Source organism: Roseibium sp. 10G30-5 (assembly GCF_055809635.1).
Genome location: NZ_CM147918.1, coordinates 3,107,243 through 3,123,824, shown reverse-complemented (window position 1 = coordinate 3,123,824; position 16,582 = coordinate 3,107,243). Strand labels below are relative to the sequence as shown.

The window sequence follows — 16,582 nt, the reverse complement described above, 5'->3', positions numbered from 1 at the left end:
GATGCATGCAGCGAGCATCGCAGCACGGCCGCTCAGGCGATGAGGTTCAAGGGAGAAAACGAGGGTGCTACGATGCCGACAGCGGTCCTGCCCAGAGGAGCAAGTGGCCAAGGGACGCCACCAACCTGAAGTGTGCGCATAGATCATGTTTCAGCAGTCAGACGGAACCAAAGACCGCTTTTCACCGGAGACTGCCTATGGAAGCCAGCTTTTCATATAGCGCCAGAGGATACGGCAGCGCCCATCGCTGCCGTTGGCGAACCTGTATCGGCGACGCGCTGACCAAAGGCGAGTGCGGAGAATACCTGCTTCAGCGGTTCTAATCCGGATCAAACTTGATGGGGTCGGCTTCAAAGATCGACCAAGCGAGCGCGCCTGAAATCAGGCGGACGCTTCGCTCGGCGGGAAATAGACCGAGAACTGCGCACCCTCGCCCGGCGTGCTTTCAATTTCGAGGCGGGCCCGGTGACGAGTCAAAATATGCTTGACGATGGCAAGTCCCAAACCGGTGCCTTTCATGCTGCGGCTGGACGCCACATCAACGCGGTAAAACCGCTCGGTCAGACGTGGCAAATGCTCCTCAGAGATACCAACGCCGTAATCACGCACACTGAAACGCCATCCGCCATCGGCATCCTGCTCCAGCTTCAAGTCAACGAACTTACCCTGACTGCCGTATTTCAAAGCATTCTCAACCAGATTTTCAACGACCTGGATCAACTCGTCCCGCTCGCCTTTGACCAGCGCCTCAGCCGTCTCGAAATTCAGTCGAATGTCCATTTCGCTCTCACGCGCCATAGGCGACAAGGCATCACGGGTATGACGGGCAATCTCAACCAGATTGACGTCTTGGCTCGGGCGAACATGGGCACGAAGTTCAATGCGCGACAGGGACAGAATGTCATCAATCAAGCGGCGCATCCGAGCAGACTGATCAAGCATGATCTGCAAGAACCGCTCCCGCGCCGTCGGATCATCGCGCGCAGGCCCCTGTAGAGTTTCAATAAACCCCGTCAAAGATGCCAGAGGCGTGCGCAGCTCGTGGCTCGCATTGGCCACAAAATCGGTTCGCATGCGTTCCAGACGGCGCTGTTCGGTCTGGTCCTGAATGACCACCATGACGAAATCCGACTGACTGGCATCCGACGTCCGATTGCCCAGGCGCGGAATATGCACGGGCACGATGTCGGCTTCAAACCACGCCTCGGTCGGTACCTTTTCTGACCAACTGATACGCTCCGCATTGCCGGTTTCGCACACCCGATCAAACGCCTCCAGCAATGCCGGCGTGCGCAGGGTAAAGGACAACGGCTCGGCCAACCGGGCAATCCCGAACTTCCGCATCGCTGCCTTGTTGAGGAAACGCATAATACCGCGCCCGTCCGTGACAAGACAAGGCATAGGCAAGCCTTCAACCACGGCTTTCATGTCGGTCGACGGCCACACCAGAGACATCTTGGGACGACTTCCAGCGAGAATGCGACGCGACACGCTGCGGCGACGCCCGACGACCCCCGTGACCGATAGCAGCAAAGCAACGATAACCGCTTGATACCAGGGAATATCATAAAAAATACACCCGGCAACCGCAGCAGCAACCGACAGGACAATTGTCCAACGCGCTGCATATATTGGGGATCTCCGCCATGATGGGCGGGCGGGTGTTGGCGTGTCCGAACCGGACTCGTTTGCTGGGTCTGTCATGATATCTTAATGGCTGTCGCGGGGCATGGAACTCGTCTGGTGCAGTACAATTCGACGTGACAAAAAGGGCGACGGCGACAGACGCAAGTAAACGAACTGTCTTATTAGCATTTCTTTTATGACAGTTGGACGACGAAACAAACTAACAGACTCCTTACCAACAAACGGATATTGCCTGAGCGTCACACCACGACTTGACGTCGCCTCTCAACCAGCCGAAATGTGATGCACATTCATACGAGGTTCCAAGAGCCATCTGGGACCGACAATGTGCCGACCTTGTGCCGGCCATCCCGATAACGGATCCGGAAGAACCATGCAGCACGACCGTGATTTCTCGCCCCATTATGGGACGCCCGTCGAGATCGTTCCCGGCGTGCGCCGTCTGACTGCAAACAACCCCGGACCGATGACATTCTTCGGCACCAACAGTTATCTGATCGGCCAGAACTCGCTTTGCGTAATTGATCCCGGTCCTGATCTCCCGGAGCATATCGACGCTCTTCTGCGCGCATGTGACGGTATGCCGATCGATGCAATTTTCGTGACCCACACCCACAAGGACCATTCGCCCGGCGCGCGGCTTCTGCAAGCCCAAACCGGTGCCCCCATTCTGGGCTGTGGCCCGCATATGACAACACGCCCGGACATGGAGCCACCTGACAGCTCAGACCTCGATCACATGCCGGATGAGCAATTGCAAGATGGGCAGATGGTCTCGCTCGGCGGTGTCACCCTTGAGGCGATCACCACACCGGGACATACCGCCAACCATCTTTCATTTGCCCTGACGCGTGCCGACATCGTGTTTTCCGGCGATCATGTCATGGCGTGGTCAACAACCAGCGTTGCGCCGCCGGATGGCAACATGAGCGACTACATGGCCTCTCTCGCAAAGCTGCAAGCACGGCCTGAGAGGATGTTTCTGCCCGGTCATGGACCGGCAATTCTGCAAGCCAGATCCTATATGCACGCCCTCAAAGCACACCGGCTGGAACGAGAGGCCGACATTTTACGCGAATTGGCCGGCGGAGCCTCCACAATCGATGCACTGGTTCAGGCAATTTATCAGGACCTCCCACAGCATCTACACGCCGCCGCTGGACTGTCCGTCTTCGCCCACCTGGAAGACCTTGTGGCCCGCACGCTTGTCAAAGCTGACCCGACGCTGGATCTCACCGCACGCTTTCAGCGGACCTGAACCATCCAACATCGCTGCACAGCATCAAAAAGACCTTTGAAGCCTGAAACTCAGCGCGGCTTGACCGCTGGCATGGGCAAGGCAGGTGCTGGCGCGATCTCCTGCTTTTGGCCATCGTCATAAATGATGATTTCGCCATTGCCAGAGGGCACCATCTCTTCCCCCTCCACGCCGCCATAGGTCCGCGCCAGAACGCTATCCAGTTCGGCGTAGAAAGAGCGCAAGACATCCATGCGTGTGGGTTCCCATAAGGGGTGCATTCGTGACGTGAGACTGGCGTCAATCCGCGACCAACTGCCAACCGAATGCACCTGCAACCGGATCGTATCAACAAAGCCGAAAACCAGACTGTGACGCTTGACACTCAATTCGGTCGGCGCATCAGGCAAATCGGGCGGCACCTCGGCAGTGATCTGCCATCCCAGATGTTTCAATGCCAATTTGGCCGCGTCATGCAGGGTCGCAGGCTCGACAGGATAGCGCTTGGGCCGCAACGTATCGGGGGCCTCCGTCTCAATCACTGCAGGGGGCTTGCCGGTTCCGGTGGATTGCTCCTGTGCGGAGGTCTCGCTGTCACCGCCATCGCTGACAGGGGACACCTGCTGCGTCGCATCAGGGCTCATCAACTGAACAACCTCTCCCCCGGTTGGACCTGCAGCTCTTTTCTGCAAAAGCTGAGCGCCGTTCTCCGTGTACACAGTGGCCACCTGCGGGGTAAGCAAAGGCGGGATCAACAACACCGCGCCGGGAACCGCACAAACAACACCATAAAGAAACCCCGCAAGCGCGGCACCTGCCCCCCTACCGCCAAACACCCAAACCCGGTTGAAGGCAATGAAGGAGATGATGACAGCAAGTGCCCCAAGACACAGCGCCACCCAAAGCGAGGCAAAAAGCGTGTCAAGTTGCAGCAAATGCACCCGAAACCCAACCAGAGCCAGAAGCGCGACGGTCAGCCCGATCGCTCCAACGAAACGACTCAGTCGACCCAGCCCCGTCTCGTATTCAGGAAACAGCTTCATGCCCCCGCATCCTTTTCCCCAACTCCTACACAATCCGTGTGGCAGATAAGCTCAGTCTTTCATCAAACACCAGCCAAAGCTGCCAAGACGATATGCGTTGTGCAGGAATTTCTGGCAAGAACACAAGAAACAGTTTGGCGTAACATAGAGTTAACCAATTTGACTGGATCCTGAATGTGCGCCTCGTATAGTGAGAGGCGCGTTGCAACCTGGTTTGTGGCATATGACTGGCCGCGCAGATACACATTTATGGACAAGGCGGTAGCAGTCGACCCTGCGGACCTAACCCTTGAAAGAGCTGATTATGGCAGAGTTGAAGATGAAGCCTCCCCTCCGGAACAAGCTGGCAGCCAAAACTGCCCTGGCCGAGCAATACAAGCCAGTGGGTATTGCCGCCCTGAATGCGGCGACGACCTGCAACAAACCGGCCCCCGACGCCAAGCGTCGCGATCTGCCGAAGCGCTGAAATCTCTCCAAAGACACCTCTCCCGGAGCTTCCGGGCGAGGTGAGCGATGTGAGCTGAGAAGGGTCTCAAGCACTCTTGGCTTATGCTAGCGGATAGTGGCACTCTGAGTGCGAATCGCACTTGGAGACCCATTGATGATCGTCATTTATCGCGCTGGCGCTGGCACTCTGGACCGTCAGGACCTGTATCCGGGCGACTCAGTCCCGCAGGATGCCGTCTGGATTGATGTCGAGCAGCCCGGCCCGCATGAACTTGAGCAAATCAAATCCATCACCGGTCTGGACATACCACCCAAAGATGAAATGACATCTTTCGAATTATCCGACCGCTTTACCACCAGCGCCAACGGCCTGGTGATGAGCGCCCTGCTGCCGGGCGCCATTGAAAACCCCGACCCTGAAATTGCAACCATGACCTTCATGGTCACGAAGGGCAAACTCGTCACCTTGCGGTATGGCGCTTCAAAGTCCGTATCCGTCGCCAGCAAGGCCCTCCTGACCGACACCACCCTTGGTTCAAGCCCTCTCGACATCATGTCGACGATCATGGAAGTCATTGTCGATCGCACCGCCGACATGATGGAAGCGGCGTCGTACCGCCTTGATCAGATGTCGCATCAGGTGTTCATTGAAGGCATCGCAGCCCGCAAGCGACGCATCTATCAGGAAGCCATCCGGATGCAGGGCAAAATCGGCATTCAGGTCACCAAGCTGCACGAAGTCTGCGCCAATCTTTCGCGTTTAATGACCTATTTGCAGACACATGGCACATTGGTGTCGCTGACCTCAGCCCAAACAGAATTCTACAAAGGGCTGGCAAACGACGTCCATTCGGTCAAGGAACACGGCGATGCGCTGGACAGCAAGCTGGCCTTTGTACTCGACGCCACCATCGGGCTGGTCAATCTGGAGCAGAATCAGATGACGAAAATCTTCTCGATTGTCAGCGTCGTGTTTCTGCCGCCAACCCTGATCGCCTCGATCTACGGAATGAACTTCCAGCATATGCCGCAACTGAACTGGCTCTATGGCTTTCCGTTCTCCCTGTTTCTGATGGCAGCCTGTGTCAGTTTCAGCCTGAGTCATGCTGAAACTGACCATAGGCTGCTCTGATCAGGCGCAATGCCGCATCGTCACGACAAGTCGTTTACGGGTAAAGGCGTTCTTTGCTCCACGCATCGTTTTCACTCAAACGGGTGAAAACGATGCGGTCATGCAGACGAAACTCGCCATCCTGCCAGAACTCGATCGACAGCGGCTTCAATCGCATACCAGACCAATGCGGCGGTCGCGGGATTTCACCCTCGCCGTACTGTTCGCTCAACCGAGTCACCTCATCCACCAGAATCTGACGATTTTCCAGCGAACTGGACTGCTTCGAAGCCCAAGCACCCAGTTGGCTGCGGCGCGGCCGGGAATGGTAATAGGCGTCGGCCTCCTGCTCACTCACGGTGGAGACAGTCCCGCGAATACGGATCTGACGGCGCCGTGATTTCCAGTGAAAACACATGGCAGCCTTACGGGCACTCAACAGCTCCTGACCCTTGGTGCTCTGGAAATTTGTATAGAACACGAAACCGTGCTTATCATGCTCTTTAAGAAGGACTATACGTACATTTGGCAATCCATCGCGGTCGACAGTTGACAGCGAGAGAGCGTTCGGATCGTTCAATTCACTCTCGCCGGCTTCATCAAGCCATTGCGAAAACAATTCAAACGGATCCGTAGATTCCGTAAAGTCACGCTTTATTAACTCTTTTGCGGAAGGATTTTGATTGCTCATGTTCTGCCTGCCGGTCGTTCCTGGTGGGGAGCCCGAAGCGCCAAACTTCACGCATTCAAGGCCATGTAATTTGTGTCAGACTGAGTCATATACCGTTGGCTGCGCCAATATCCAGCGTCTTCAGACAATTGGTCTGATCGCGCTCGGTCTTCTGATGTCCGGCTGCGCAATCAACGGCGGATCGTTCTCCGACCAGAAGGCAAGCGACACTCAGCTCATCACTGGCTCAATTCCGGCACAAACCAAGATTGCCGCGCAGGACATCGACACCCAGGACCGCGAAATCATCGCCTATACCATCGGTCTGGTGGCCTCATCGCCGGATGACGCCAACCTGGCGACCGCCTATCAGGATCAGGACGAGCCGCCGCATCTACAGTGGAAAAACCCTGAAAGTGGTAATTCCGGCACGATCAAAAACGTTGATCGTCTGGCCATGGCCCAAACCGGCTGCGTCAATTTCGAGACCACAGCGAACACGATTGCGGGGATCCACGTCTACAACGGCTTGGCCTGCAAGGCAGGCGATGCCGGGCTGAAGATCACCCAGTTGACGCCAGTCGACGCCTGACTTTAACCCACTTGTAAAAAAGACGTGTTTTTGGCTCTGGAAACCTCCAGAAGTCCTTGGAATTTAGCGGCTGAAGCACAATATATAGTGCAAATATGACAAGGTGTCCGATGTCCTCTCGGGCGCATATTCTCAAATTCGGTGACTAACAAGACATGCGAGACCCCTATAGCGTCCTCGGCGTTGCCAAATCGGCAAACGAGGCCGAGATCAAGAAGGCCTTTCGCAAGCTTGCCAAGAAGTATCACCCGGATCAGAACCGGGATGACCCGCAAGCCCAGCAACAGTTCGCGGAAGTGAACCAGGCCTATGAAATCGTTGGAGACAAGGAAAAGCGCGTCAAATTCGATCAAGGCGAGATTGATGCCGAAGGTAAGCCACGCTTTCAGTCTCATGGTTTTGAAGGGTTCGGCGGCTTTGATGACGCAGGTCAGGCTGGCGCTGGCGCACGCGGATTCCGCGGGGCTGCCGGTGGCAATGGCGGTGCCTTTGGTGGCGGTGGCTTCGACGACATTCTGAATGACCTGTTCAGCGGCTTTGGTGGCCGACGCGGTCAGGCCGGCCCAACAGGACCCCGGCCTGGGGCTGCAGGCCCAGGCGCTGGCGGGCCACATGCGGCGGCCTCCCGTCGCGGACAAAACGCGGACATTGTGGCCTATGTGTCGCTTGAAGATGTTGTGACCAATGGCAAGACGGCCGTGACCCTGCCCTCTGGCAAGACGGTCAATGTCACCATCCCGGCAGGCACCCGCAGTGGCGAAAAGATCCGTTTGCGCGGTCAGGGTTACCCCGGGCAGAGCGGCGGCCCTGCTGGCGACGCTGTGGTGGAAGTGCATCTGAAGCCGCACCGCCTGTTTGAAGTGCGCGGCGACGACATTATCCTCGACCTGCCGCTGACGCTGTATGAAGCCGTTCTGGGTGCAAAAATCCGTGTGCCAACGCTGACTGGCGCGGTCAATCTCACCATTCCAGCGAACTCTTCCGGCGATCGCACGATGCGTCTCAAGGGCAAAGGTCTGCCAACAAAGACCGGACACGGCGATTTGCTGGTCAACTTACAGATCGTGCTCCCGGCCAAAGCTGATGTCGAGCTGGAAAAGCTGATGCAGGCCTGGCATGACGTAACACCTTACCGGGCACGGGGACCGGAATTCGACTAAGGTCGATTGCGACGTCTGTTCTACAACGATCTAAAGGCCAGCCTCACAAGGCTGGCCTTTTTTCTTGACCGGCACCTCCCGACAAGGCGCGATCAAAGGTCGGCGTCTGCAACCGGATCAAACGCCAGAATAGCGTCGCTGCCACTGCGAATGTCACCCCACAACGCACATGTCTCCGGCAAAAGACTGTGCGCGGCGAAAAGAGCCACCGTCACTCGCCGCCTCTTGTGCGGCGGCGGACTGGTCAACGCCCCCTTCGCCAGCAAAGCGGTCGCGTAAACCACCCCCAAAAGGCGCAACATCGGTGTCGCGCTGGCCAAGGCAGCATGTGTTGCACCATCACGCTTTTGTACTGCGAACCAGTTCACCGCCTCGTCCAGATGGCCAAGAGCTTGCCTCAAGGCAGCGGAAAGCCTACGCGTCTGCAAGCCATCCATCTCCTCGCCCCGTTGCTCCAGAGCGTCTGCGATCTCCTTGACTTCATCTTGCAGGCTTTTGATGGCACGCCCTTCAGAAAGCGGCAATTTGCGCAGCACAAGATCAATGGCCTGAATGCCATTGGTGCCCTCATAGATCGGTGCAATTCTGGCATCGCGCAGCAGTTGCGCCGCGCCAGTGTCCTCAATATAGCCTGCCCCGCCATGAACCTGAATGCCGAGAGAGGCCGCTTCGACGCCAAAATCGGTCGCCAGTGCCTTGGCCACCGGCGTCAGCAAATGCGCACGATCATTCCAGTGAGCCACCTCGTCCGAGGTCGCCGCCAATTGCGCCCGATCGAGAGCATTGGCACAGGCGTAACACAGAACACGCGCCATCTGAGTGCGGGCGGTGATGCCCAAGAGCATCCGCTTCACATCCGGATGCGCGGCGATGGGAGACATTCCGTCTTCTGCCTTGGCCACGTCGCGAGCACCCAGTGCCTTATTTTGATGCTGCACCTTCCCCTGACGACGTTCCAGTGCGTAAGCCAAGGCTTTCTGACGGGCCTGTTCTGCCACCCCAACGCCTTGCAGTCCGACAGCAAGGCGCGCTCTGTTCATCATCGTGAACATGCAGGCAAGACCCTTGTGCTCTTCACCGATGAGCCAACCTGTAGCGCCCCCGGCCTCGCCAAACCGCATCGTACAGGTGGGCGAGGCATGAATGCCCATCTTGTGCTCCAGACCGGTGCAGTGCAGATCGTTGACCTGCCCCATGCTGCCGTCTGGCTGGATCAACCTCTTTGGCACCAGAAACAGTGAAATGCCGCGCGTGCCCGCTGGTGCATCCGGCAGACGCGCCAACACCAGATGGAGAATGTTCTCACTCAGGTCATGATCGCCGTAGGTGATAAAGATCTTTTCGCCGGTGATGCGATAACTTCCGTCTGCCGCGCGGGTGGCCCGTGTCGCCAAAGCCCCAAGGTCCGAACCTGCTTGCGGTTCCGTCAGGTTCATCGTGCCCATCCACTCCCCCGACACCAGCTTCGGCAGATAGAGGGCCTTAATGTCATCTGGGGCATGTGCCGCAAGTGCGTCGATTGCTCCCATCGTCAGAGTCGGACCAATGGCAAAGGCCATGCTGCCGGAATTCCAGATTTCTATCAGCGCCATCGACACCATTATCGGCAATCCCTGTCCGCCAAGATGCTCCGGCGCGCCAACACCATTCCACCCCCTGCAATCCAGGCTGCATACAGCTTCTTCCACCCAGGCGATGTGATCACCTTGCCGTCTTCAAGCCGTGCGCCGGTTCGATCAGCTGGGCTGTTTAGCGGCGCGATTTTGTCAGCTGCGAACCGTCCGGCTTCTTTCAGAATTGCTTCGAGCAGGTCATCCTCCAACACGTCACGACCTGCATGGGCCTGCGCTTGTCGCAGGTCGTCCAACCCGCACACATTTTTCAAGGTGAAGATGATTTCCTGCTAGGGTGCGCGGTACATTCGTATCCTCCCGAGACAACTGTTCTGCGTGTGTGCTTGACCTCAGAGCCTGTGCACCGCAAAAGGCATAGCGAGAGACGCAAAGACAAACAGGCACTGCAATTCTAGCCCGCTTTACGTTAACGTCAAACACCCCTGTTGCCACATCAGGCCGCTATAATGCGCCTGAAAGGTCTGCCCCTGGAGATGACACGGATGGAACGCTGGACAATTGATCTGTCCGATGAGACCTGGAAAACCGCAGAAGAAGCCGATCTTGTGGTCCAGGCCTTGCGCAACGGTGATCTTGTGGCCGTACCGACCGAGACCGTCTATGGGCTGACCGCTATCTCTACATCGCCCGAGGCCTGCGCCAAAATTTATGCGGCCAAGGGACGTCCACAATTCAATCCGTTGATCTCGCATGTCGCCAGCACGGAAGAAGCGCTGTTGCATGGCCATTTCAATGGGCTGGCCCACTTGCTGGCAGATGCTTTCTGGCCGGGAGCCCTCACACTGGTTGTGCCCAAACGCGAGAGTTCCACGATCTGCGATCTGGCAACCGCCGGTCTCGACAGCGTTGCATTGCGCGTGCCGTCCGGGCCGATCATGCGTTTTCTGGCACACGCAAGCGGCCTGCCGCTGGCGGCCCCAAGCGCCAATCTTTCCGGCAAGGTCAGCGGCACGGATGCAGATGCCGTGCAGGACGATCTGGGCAGCGCACTGACTTTTTTGATCGACGCAGGCCCGACACCGGTTGGCATTGAATCCACCATTGTCGCCGTTCTTGATGATCAGCCGCGTCTGTTACGCCCCGGCGGCATTCCGCGACAGGCAATCGAAGACGTCCTTGGTCGGCCTTTGTTGCTGCAGGAGGCGACAGACAATCCCCAAGCCCCGCAGGCACCTGGCATGTTGTCCTCGCACTATGCGCCCGGAGCAAGCGTCCGTCTTGATGCCAACGAAGTGCATACCGGTGATGCGCTGCTTGCCTTTGGCCCAACCCCACTCCCCCATGCCGACAAGGCATCCGCACAATTCAACCTCAGCCCGTCCGGCAACCTGAATGAAGCTGCGGCCAACCTGTTTCAGGCGCTTCGCAGGCTGGATGCCGATGGGCCACAAACGATCTGCGTGCAGTCCATTCCGGAGACAGGCCTTGGCGAAGCCATCAACGACCGCCTGCGCCGGGCAGCAGCCCCACGCCCCTAGGGTACGGAACTTTACTTCGATCATTTGAACCACATTTATGGGTCTGCACGTAACGACGCCCCCAAGCCAACAGGCAGTTACGCAGAGACCCGGCATCCGCATTTTTACACTTCAGATAAATATCAAGTATTCATTCAATGCTCTTTTAAATTTATATTTTGCACATCTTAAATCTTATTCAATCTGGACCTAGCACTTCAGAATCGAATAGTTTTGAAGTCGAAGAAGATATCTTCTGCTTCTGACCTCCCCTCGGGCACATATGCAGCCCGCACCTTACTGGGGCGATCCTCGGATCGCCCTTTTTTGTTGCGCGCTTCAGAAGCAATCCTCTCCCTTGCAATTTGACAGGAAAGACGAAACAGGCATGACTGACAGAAATGTCTTTCCTGACCCTGTCGAACGGATGTCCCGTGTCCACGCTTCTTCTGCATCACCCGCATTTTCTTGATCATCTTGTGCCGGAAGGTCACCCGGAGCGACCCGACCGCCTGCGCGCGCTGGACCGCCTGCTGGAGAATGAGACATTCCACTTGCTCCAGCGCGAAATGGCGCCGCTTGGCAAACGAGACGACATGACGCGGGTCCACCCCGTCTCCTATATCGACCACTTGCAGACGTTGATCCCAACGGAAGGGTTTCACGGCATCGGACCTGACACTTTTCTATCGCCAACGTCGTGGGATCCGATCCTGCGGGCTGTTGGTGCGGGCTGTCAGGCAGTGGATGAGGTTCTCCAGAAGACGGCCCGCAACGCATTTGTCGCAGCACGTCCGCCCGGGCATCACGCAGGCCCCGACAGCGCCATGGGGTTTTGCTTCTTCAATACCGTGGCGATTGCAGCGCGCCGCGCACAGGCTGTGCATGGGCTTGAGCGCATCGCCATCGTTGATTTCGACGTGCATCATGGCAACGGCACACAGGACATTTTCTGGAATGACCCGCATGTTCTTTATTGTTCTACGCATCAAGACCAGATCTTTCCGCTGACCGGACAAGCGGAGGAGACCGGAGCCTTCGGTATGACACTCAACGCGCCTCTGCCTGCCGGCGCCGCTGGACCACAGTTTCGTCAGGTGATACAGGATCACATTTTGCCACGTGTCCAGGCACATGCCCCGGAGTTGATCCTGATCTCCGCCGGATTTGACGCCCATCGCCGCGACCCGCTTGGCGGACTGAACCTTGTCGAGGCGGATTTCGTCTGGATCACCCGCCGTTTGATGGAGATCGCCGACACCACCTGCGATGGCAGACTGGTCTCCATTCTGGAAGGAGGCTACGATCTGGAAGCCTTGGCAAAGTCTGCGGCCGCCCATATTCATGCACTGATGACTTAGGATGTGGACCCTTTCAAAGTCTGACACGAATGGCCAGAACGGCGCACATTCTGCATTCTGCTGAGGACAGCCCCGGATGCCAGCACGGGAGAACTTGACGACTCCCGGTCGCCCGGTCAGTCTCACAAGGCTTTCCATTCCCCACCTGCCACCAGCATGAGTTCACGACATGACCGACCAAGCGCCGCACGCCGATGTTTCTGCCCTGTCCTTTGAAGATGGGCTCAAGCAATTGGAGACTATTGTGCGCGAGCTGGAACAGGGCAATGTTCCGCTTGAACGTTCAATTGAAATGTACGAGCGCGGCTCTGCCTTGCGCCTCCATTGCGACAGTCTGCTGAAAGCCGCCGAAGCCAAAGTTGAGAAAATCCAGATCTCTTCGCAAGATGGACAGGCTTCCGGCACCACAAGCCTGGATCCGCAGGACCCCTGATGAAATTGGCGGGCACCAGTCACCGCGTCTGAACCTTCACTCCGCTCGTGCGGCGGCATCGCGTTTTAAGAAAGACCGCCCCAAAGCCCCTGAAATATTGTGGGTGGCGGCAAATCTGGCTTAAAGAGTGCCTTTTTCGCTCGCAGGTTCATTTTAGTCGCTGAAATTTGAATTTGTAGAGACGAAAATGCTTTTTTCTGTGTTATCCGTCAGAAGACCCTTCGATGAGACTCCGTAATTGTACTTAGCATGCTAGCTGATGTTGAACGAAAGAAGGCTGAAACGCTGGAGCACATCTACAAATGTGCTGCAAATCGTCGTCTTTGGCCCAAAGCGCTAGAGGCTGCCGGCAACATTCTCGGACGATCACTCTATCTGCTTGAATTTCAAAGCGGCATCATCTCAACCGGTCGATACTCTCCAAGTTCCCACGCGCGTCCGATGGTTGATAAGCTGGCCGATACCCGGCTGCGGATGGCCTCGGTCAACGTGCTGACCTTCCTAGTCAAGTCATCCCTCAACCAGGCTGTCTATGCGTTTGACCTGAACGACAAAAATGAAACCGATGTCGAACGCATTCCAGAGGACTGGGCACCGGAGACAGAAATCGCCAGTCATCAGGTTCTGGCCTGCCCGGTCTTTCGGGAAGACAATCGTACAATCCTTGTCGTTTGCGGGCCGCGCGCCGCTCCTGAAGGCGACGCGGATCCTGACAGTAACGACGCAGCAATTGCACAGAGCCAGAACCGACAGCTGCTAGGGCAATTTTCGCAAATTCGGCGAACAATATCTGCCACCCTGCGTATCGAAGCCGAAAATCTGGAGAGCGACCCAAGTTGTGATGCCTTCAGCGTTGCTGTTGCTGCACAGGAACACGCCGCCTTTTTGCTCGACAGCCGCCTGCAACTGTTGGCGCAATCACCGCCCTGCTATGAGCTGTTTACCTACGAGGATGTGTTTGCATTGAAAGACGGGAATGTCGAAGCGCTTGATTCTTCTGTTTCGCAATCCCTGACCTATCTGGCAACGGCAGCGCCCTCCTTTGCCAGCGACCGGCTGGGATCAGATGGGGAGAGCGGTGGATCAAGCCATATTCTGCACCGCGCATCCGGCCAGCTCTGTCGCATCCGTATCAGACCCTTACGGACTGATTTTTCGACAGCGCGCTACCTCTTGATCGATGTCCATGAGCAAACGTCGCTTCCAGAACAGCTCATCGATTTTTTGCAAGAAACTTTCACATTATCGCCCCGCGAAGCCGCGCTGGTTCATGCCCTGATGGTCCACAAGGCCCTGCCGCCAGCGCTCGACGAGCTCAATATCACGCGCAACACCGGCAAAACGCACCTGCGCCGGATCTATGACAAGACCGGTACGAACTCACAGCTGGAACTGGTCATGCTTGTTACGAGCTTACTGCCGCTGTTGGAGACGCCGGGCTCCTGATCACCAGAAGAGCCCTTCCGCTCTGCGACATATGATCCGCAATCCATTGAAACACATAAAAAAAGGGCCGCAGAAGCGGCCCTAGTTGTTCACTGTGCACGTGGCCCCATCGACCACGTGAAGACACTTATGCCAATTCATTGAAAAATGCATCACCCACATGGGTGACATCTTGATAATTATGCCGATAATTTCTTTTCACATGCTTTTTTTGCACATATTTGCCCCTTGCCCGCAAAGAGCGCAAAGCATGGACTGGCAAGAGTGTATTTGCGCACTCGAAGTGCTTGGTGTAAGGCTGCAGCGTTAAATTCACTTGGAGCCCAAAGCCGCGTGTCTTCCAAACCTTCCACCCCTCTTCTCGATTCAATCTACTCTCCTGCCGACCTCAAACGCATCCCTGAAGCCGAGCTTCAACAGGTTGCTGACGAGCTGCGCGCGGAATTGATTGACGCTGTTTCGGAAACCGGTGGGCACCTTGGAGCGGGACTTGGCGTCGTGGAACTGACCGTGGCCCTGCATGCAGTGTTTAACACGCCTGCCGACCGCCTGATCTGGGATGTCGGACACCAGTGCTACCCACACAAAATTCTGACCGAGCGCCGCGACCGTATTCGGACGCTGCGTCAGGGGAATGGACTTTCCGGCTTCACAAAGCGCACCGAAAGTCCCTACGACCCCTTTGGGGCGGCCCATTCGTCGACCTCGATTTCCGCTGGTCTCGGCATGGCGGTCGGACGCGATCTGGCGGGCGGCACCAACAACGTGATTTCAGTGATCGGGGATGGGGCAATGTCTGCGGGCATGGCCTATGAAGCGATGAACAATGCCGGGGATCTCGGCTCTCGGCTGATCGTCATTCTGAATGACAACGACATGTCGATCGCAGCACCAACTGGGGCCATGTCCGGCTATCTTGCAAGACTGGTATCAGGCAAGACCTACCAGTCTTTGCGCGGCGCGGCGAAGAATTTCGCCCGCACCCTGCCTCGGCCTTTGCAGGAAAAGGCCGCACGTGCTGAAGAATACGCCCGCGCCTTCTGGACAGGCGGCACGCTGTTCGAGGAGTTCGGCTTCTATTATGTGGGCCCGGTCGATGGCCACAACATGGAGCAGTTGCTGCCCGTTTTGAAGAACGTGCGCGACATGCACCAAGGACCTGTTCTGATACATGTGCGCACCCAGAAGGGCAAAGGTTACGCCCCCGCGGAAGGCGCCAAGGACAAGTATCATGGCGTTGCAAAGTTTGACGTTGTCACCGGCAAACAGTCCAAACCCAAAGCCAATGCGCCCTCCTATACAAGCGTCTTTGCCAAGTCGCTGATCAAGGAAGCAGAGAAAGACGACAAGATCATCGCCGTCACCGCGGCCATGCCAGATGGCACCGGCCTGAATCTGTTTCAGGAGCTGTTCCCCAAGCGCACCTTCGATGTGGGCATTGCCGAACAGCACGCTGTGACATTCGCTGCCGGTCTTGCGACGGAAGGCTTCAAACCTTTCGCAGCCATCTACTCAACCTTCCTGCAACGCGGCTACGATCAAGTCGTGCATGATGTGGCCATTCAAAAGCTGCCCGTGCGCTTTCCCATTGATCGCGCGGGCCTCGTGGGCTCAGACGGCCCCACCCATGCGGGCGCGTTCGACACAGCCTTTCTTGCCTGCCTGCCGAATTTTGTCGTTATGGCGGCAGCAGATGAAGTCGAATTGCAGAATATGGTGGCGACAGCCGCTGCCTATGACGAAGGTCCCCTGTCCTTCCGTTATCCGCGCGGCGAAGGCGTTGGCCTCGACATGCCGGAATACGGTCAGGTTCTGGAAATCGGCAAAGGCCGCATTCTGCGTGAGGGCACGAAAGTCGCCCTGTTGTCTTTCGGCACGCGCCTTCAGGAATGTCTGACGGCAGCAGAAGATCTGGACCGCGCCGGCTTGTCGACCACCGTGGCCGATGCCCGCTTTGCCAAGCCGCTGGACATTGACATGATCAGCCGTCTGGCGCGCGAACACGAAGTTCTCGTGACGATCGAAGAAGGCTCAATCGGCGGCTTTGGCAGTCACGTTCTCTCGACGTTGGCGCAGATGGGACTTCTCGACAATGGCCTCAAGGTGCGCACAATGACCCTGCCCGATGTCTTTCAGGACCATGACAAGCCGGAAAAAATGTATGCAGACGCAGGCCTTTCTGCCGACGGGATCTGCAAACAAGTCTTCACAGCCCTGCATATGGAGCGCTGACCGGCCACCTTTCGGGTGTATCTGCGTCGAACACAACCCGCACAACAGCTGGATGTGCGAAACGTTTGAGCATTGACTTTCAAGTCCAACCTTGAAAAGCGTATCGAAACAA

Annotated in this window: 13 protein-coding genes and 1 pseudogene; 10 read left to right on the top strand and 4 right to left on the bottom strand. The window is 56.9% G+C overall.

Features of this window, described 5'->3' with window-relative positions:
- Window positions 1-381: 381 nt before the first annotated feature.
- Window positions 382-1,704 carry an ATP-binding protein gene (locus AC0L7U_RS15835; RefSeq protein ID WP_473692007.1) on the bottom strand — a complete coding sequence of 441 codons (1,323 nt, stop codon included), beginning with the start codon at window positions 1,702-1,704 and terminating at the stop codon, window positions 382-384.
- A gap of 316 nt (window positions 1,705-2,020) precedes the next feature.
- Between AC0L7U_RS15835 and AC0L7U_RS15830 the strand changes: the two genes are divergently transcribed.
- Window positions 2,021-2,905: an MBL fold metallo-hydrolase gene (locus tag AC0L7U_RS15830; protein ID WP_473692005.1), complete on the top strand. Its 885-nt coding sequence runs from the start codon at window positions 2,021-2,023 to the stop codon at window positions 2,903-2,905.
- 50 nt (window positions 2,906-2,955) lie between these two features.
- On the opposite strand, the gene AC0L7U_RS15825 is transcribed toward AC0L7U_RS15830, so the two are convergent.
- Entirely contained in the window at window positions 2,956-3,927 is a 972-nt protein-coding gene (locus AC0L7U_RS15825; protein ID WP_473692003.1) for a hypothetical protein, read from the bottom strand.
- 289 nt (window positions 3,928-4,216) lie between these two features.
- Here AC0L7U_RS15825 and AC0L7U_RS15820 point away from each other — a divergent pair, with 289 nt between their 5' ends.
- Both AC0L7U_RS15820 and AC0L7U_RS15815 read left to right on the top strand, forming a co-directional pair.
- Window positions 4,217-4,393: a hypothetical protein gene (locus tag AC0L7U_RS15820; protein ID WP_473692001.1), complete on the top strand. Its 177-nt coding sequence runs from the start codon at window positions 4,217-4,219 to the stop codon at window positions 4,391-4,393.
- Between the two features lie 135 nt (window positions 4,394-4,528).
- On the top strand, window positions 4,529-5,506 hold the full coding sequence (locus AC0L7U_RS15815; RefSeq protein WP_473691999.1) for a CorA family divalent cation transporter: 978 nt from the start codon (window positions 4,529-4,531) through the stop codon (window positions 5,504-5,506).
- A gap of 34 nt (window positions 5,507-5,540) precedes the next feature.
- On the opposite strand, the gene pdxH is transcribed toward AC0L7U_RS15815, so the two are convergent.
- Window positions 5,541-6,176: a pyridoxamine 5'-phosphate oxidase gene (gene pdxH / locus AC0L7U_RS15810; protein ID WP_473691997.1), complete on the bottom strand. Its 636-nt coding sequence runs from the start codon at window positions 6,174-6,176 to the stop codon at window positions 5,541-5,543.
- A gap of 70 nt (window positions 6,177-6,246) precedes the next feature.
- Here pdxH and AC0L7U_RS15805 point away from each other — a divergent pair, with 70 nt between their 5' ends.
- Together AC0L7U_RS15805 and AC0L7U_RS15800 are read left to right on the top strand one after the other, a co-directional pair.
- The gene (locus AC0L7U_RS15805) at window positions 6,247-6,747 is read left to right on the top strand and encodes an RT0821/Lpp0805 family surface protein (RefSeq protein WP_473691995.1); all 501 of its coding nucleotides are present in this window, start codon (window positions 6,247-6,249) and stop codon (window positions 6,745-6,747) included.
- Between the two features lie 155 nt (window positions 6,748-6,902).
- A complete protein-coding gene (locus AC0L7U_RS15800) occupies window positions 6,903-7,907 on the top strand; it encodes a DnaJ C-terminal domain-containing protein (RefSeq protein WP_473691993.1) in 1,005 nt (334 codons plus the stop codon).
- A gap of 92 nt (window positions 7,908-7,999) precedes the next feature.
- Here the strand turns inward: AC0L7U_RS15800 and AC0L7U_RS15795 are convergent.
- Window positions 8,000-9,804: pseudogene (locus AC0L7U_RS15795) on the bottom strand (acyl-CoA dehydrogenase).
- Window positions 9,805-10,023: 219 nt separating this feature from the next.
- Here AC0L7U_RS15795 and AC0L7U_RS15790 point away from each other — a divergent pair.
- From AC0L7U_RS15790 to dxs, 5 genes are all read left to right on the top strand, one after another.
- On the top strand, window positions 10,024-11,019 hold the full coding sequence (locus AC0L7U_RS15790) for an L-threonylcarbamoyladenylate synthase (protein WP_473691991.1): 996 nt from the start codon (window positions 10,024-10,026) through the stop codon (window positions 11,017-11,019).
- A gap of 413 nt (window positions 11,020-11,432) precedes the next feature.
- Window positions 11,433-12,359: a histone deacetylase family protein gene (locus AC0L7U_RS15785; RefSeq protein WP_473691989.1), complete on the top strand. Its 927-nt coding sequence runs from the start codon at window positions 11,433-11,435 to the stop codon at window positions 12,357-12,359.
- A gap of 169 nt (window positions 12,360-12,528) precedes the next feature.
- On the top strand, window positions 12,529-12,792 hold the full coding sequence (locus AC0L7U_RS15780; protein ID WP_473691987.1) for an exodeoxyribonuclease VII small subunit: 264 nt from the start codon (window positions 12,529-12,531) through the stop codon (window positions 12,790-12,792).
- Between the two features lie 249 nt (window positions 12,793-13,041).
- A complete protein-coding gene (locus tag AC0L7U_RS15775) occupies window positions 13,042-14,238 on the top strand; it encodes a helix-turn-helix transcriptional regulator (protein WP_473691985.1) in 1,197 nt (398 codons plus the stop codon).
- A 333-nt stretch (window positions 14,239-14,571) separates the two neighbouring features.
- Entirely contained in the window at window positions 14,572-16,470 is a 1,899-nt protein-coding gene (gene dxs, locus AC0L7U_RS15770; RefSeq protein ID WP_473691983.1) for a 1-deoxy-D-xylulose-5-phosphate synthase, read from the top strand.
- Window positions 16,471-16,582: the final 112 nt, after the last annotated feature.